At 45.9% G+C, this 3,152-nt stretch carries 2 protein-coding genes and 1 riboswitch; of the genes, one reads left to right on the top strand and one right to left on the bottom strand.

Features of this window, described 5'->3' with window-relative positions:
* Positions 1-196: 196 nt before the first annotated feature.
* Positions 197-1,318 (bottom strand): alanine--glyoxylate aminotransferase family protein, encoded by a 1,122-nt coding sequence (locus B9J84_RS10890; protein WP_088720755.1) that lies wholly within the window; start codon positions 1,316-1,318, stop codon positions 197-199.
* 178 nt (positions 1,319-1,496) lie between these two features.
* A riboswitch (Lysine riboswitch) is annotated at positions 1,497-1,672 on the top strand.
* 109 nt (positions 1,673-1,781) lie between these two features.
* Between B9J84_RS10890 and lysC the strand changes: the two genes are divergently transcribed.
* Positions 1,782-3,134 (top strand): lysine-sensitive aspartokinase 3, encoded by a 1,353-nt coding sequence (gene lysC, locus B9J84_RS10895; protein ID WP_017043419.1) that lies wholly within the window; start codon positions 1,782-1,784, stop codon positions 3,132-3,134.
* Positions 3,135-3,152: the final 18 nt, after the last annotated feature.

A 3,152-nucleotide genomic window follows, 5' to 3' on the forward strand; every position in this document is an offset into this window, starting at 1 on the left:
AAATGCCACTTATATTCATACGAGTAATTAAACCATTAACGGCAAAATTTATCTTAAGACATCAATCACGAGTATTCCACTCACGCTAGGGAAGATCTAACAATAAAAATGAATTTTATGATTGATGCTGAGACGAACAACGTTCGGCATCAGCACCACTAAAAAGGAGCAAATGCTCCCTTATGTAGTTTCTTTGCTAATTTGTTAATGACTCTTCTAGCGCCCGCAAGCATAAGGCCACGTTTTCACTGCGCGCCCCATACCCCATTAAACCAATACGCCACGCTTTACCCGCTAAAGTGCCAAGGCCGGCGCCGATCTCCAAGTTGTATTGATTGAGTAAATGCGCTCGCACTTTAGCCTCATCAACCCCCTCTGGAATATAGATCGCATTCAATTGCGGTAAACGACAATCTTCAGCAACGACAAATTCAAATCCTAATTTTTCTAGGCCCAGCTTTAATTTGTCATGCATCACACGATGACGTGCCCAAGCCTGCTCTAGACCTTCGTTTCTCAACACCAGCAAGGCTTCATGCAATGCGTACAAACTGTTAACTGGCGCAGTGTGGTGATAACTGCGTTTGCCTGCACCGCTCCAATAACCAAGCACTAAGCTTTGATCTAAAAACCAGCTTTGAACGGGGGTTGTGCGAGATTGAATTTTTTCAATCGCTTGCGCTGAAAAAGTTAGTGGCGATAAACCCGGAGGGCACGATAAACACTTTTGGCTCCCAGAATAGACGGCATCGAGCTGCCATTGATCCACATAAAGTGGCACGCCGCCTAAGGATGTCACCGCATCTACAATACTCAGCATGTTGTTTTGCTTAGCCAGCAAACCTAATGCTTGCGCATCACTCAATGCACCAGTTGACGTTTCTGCATGGACAAACGCGAGAATTTTAGCATCAGGGTTAGCCTGTATGGCTTGCTCGACTTTATCCAGCGAAACGGGGGCTCCCCACTCATCATCCACCAGCACCACTTCTCCGCCACAACGCACTACATTCTCGCGCATACGCTCGCCAAAAACGCCATTGCGACACACGATGACCTTATCTCCCGGCTCAATCAGGTTGACAAAGCACGCCTCCATACCTGCGCTGCCCGGCGCGGAAACCGCGATGGTAAACTCATTTTCCGTTTGAAAAGCGTATTTAAGCAGCTGCTTTAGCTCATCCATCATCTGGATAAAAAGCGGATCTAAGTGGCCAACAGTCGGCCTGCTCAGCGCTTGTAATACTTGGGGGTAAATATCTGACGGGCCTGGCCCCATCAAAATTCGCTGGGGTGGGTTAAAACTGGTAATGGACATAGTTGCTCCTTGCTTGCGGCCAAATACGAATACCCAGAGTAAAACAAATCCGCTGATGCAACAATTCGACCGAAGTCTAGAGGTCAAACCAGTGTCACACTCTGGTTAATTTTATTTTACATTTGGACTTAATTAGCGATTGACATTAACAGTTCAAAAACGTTCAATGAATGAGCTATCTAGCAGAAGAGGAGCACTGCCCAGGCAGATGTTTTGTGGAGCCTCAACTCCAATACAAAACATTAATGGGGAGCAGTGCCGAGATAAACCAAGGTTGTGGATTTGGTTTATCGGTTGAATGGGCTGAATCCCTTCAACTGTCATCAGCAACCCTGATGAAGAGCTTCTGAGGTAAACCAATCATAAAAACACCTCTTTATTTGCTCTAGAAAAACTCTCTTCAAACATTGGACGTTGGTACACCAACACTATTTTTATTTCAGGAAGTCGTGGGAGAAATGCCGTGAGCGCATTCAATGTCGCCAAATTTGGCGGAACAAGCGTTGCTAACTTTGAAGCAATGAGCCTTTGTGCCGCTGTGATCGAAAATAATCCAGAGACCAAATTAGTCGTGAGCAGTGCCTGCTCTGGCGTGACGAATTTATTGGTTGAATTAGCCAATGGCGTACAAGATGCCAATCAACGCTTAAGTATAATCAAACAGTTAGCTGATATTCATCATGCGATTATTGATAAACTTGCCGACCCGCTACAAGTTGAAAAAGAGGTACACTCAATTTTAGATATGGTGGCCAGTGTCGCAGAAGCGGCCTCTTTTCAAGCGAGTAAAAAACTGACCGATCACTTAGTGGCTTGTGGCGAGTTAATGTCGACCTTCATTCTGACGCAATTACTGCGTGAACGTGGCATGGATGCGATCCGTTTTGATATTCGAGAAGTGCTGCGTACTGATGATCACTACGGTCGGGCGGAACCGCAATTAGAGCAGATCCAGCAATTAGCCCAAGAGAAGTTAACACCACTTTGTCTGCAACACGTAGTGGTAACTCAAGGTTTCATCGGCGCTGATGAACAAGGAAATACAACCACATTGGGCCGAGGCGGCAGTGATTATTCTGCGGCCTTGATCGCCGAAGCGGTACAAGCTTCTGGCTTAGAAATTTGGACTGATGTGCCGGGGATTTATACGACCGACCCTCGCATTGCGCCTAAAGCCGCTCCGATTGCGGAAATAAGCTTTAGCGAAGCATCGGAGATGGCAAACTTTGGCGCTAAGATTTTGCATCCATCGACGTTGCTGCCCGCGCTTCGCCACGATATCCCTGTGTTTGTCGGCTCCTCAAAAGAGCCTGAAAAAGGCGGCACTTGGATCCGTAAACGTGTGGAAAGCTCACCTCTATTTAGAGCCTTGACCCTACGCTGCAATCAAACCATGGTTACGCTACGCAGCGCTAGCATGTTTCACGCATACGGCTTTCTTTCGAAGGTGTTTGAAATTTTAGCCAAACACAAAATTTCGGTGGATTTGATCACCACCTCTGAAATCAGCGTCTCATTAACATTAGATAAAACCGATACCTCAGGTGGAGCGCCTGAACTGCCTCAAGCGGTGCGCTTAGAATTAGAAGAGCTGTGTAAAGTTGAAGTCGAACATAATCTGTGTTTAGTTGCGCTGATCGGCAATAACATGAGTGAAAGCAAAGGCTATGCAAAACAAGTTTTTAGCACCTTAGAAGATTTCAATTTGCGTATGATTTGCTATGGTGCCAGCCCGCACAACCTCTGCTTTTTATTACACGAGTCGGTTTCTAAAGCGGCAATTCAGAAACTTCATCAAGATTTGTTTGAACGATAAAACCACATTGAGTAGTTA

The sequence above is a fragment of the Vibrio sp. V03_P4A6T147 genome, from assembly GCF_002241085.1.
Classification (GTDB): domain Bacteria; phylum Pseudomonadota; class Gammaproteobacteria; order Enterobacterales; family Vibrionaceae; genus Vibrio; species Vibrio anguillarum.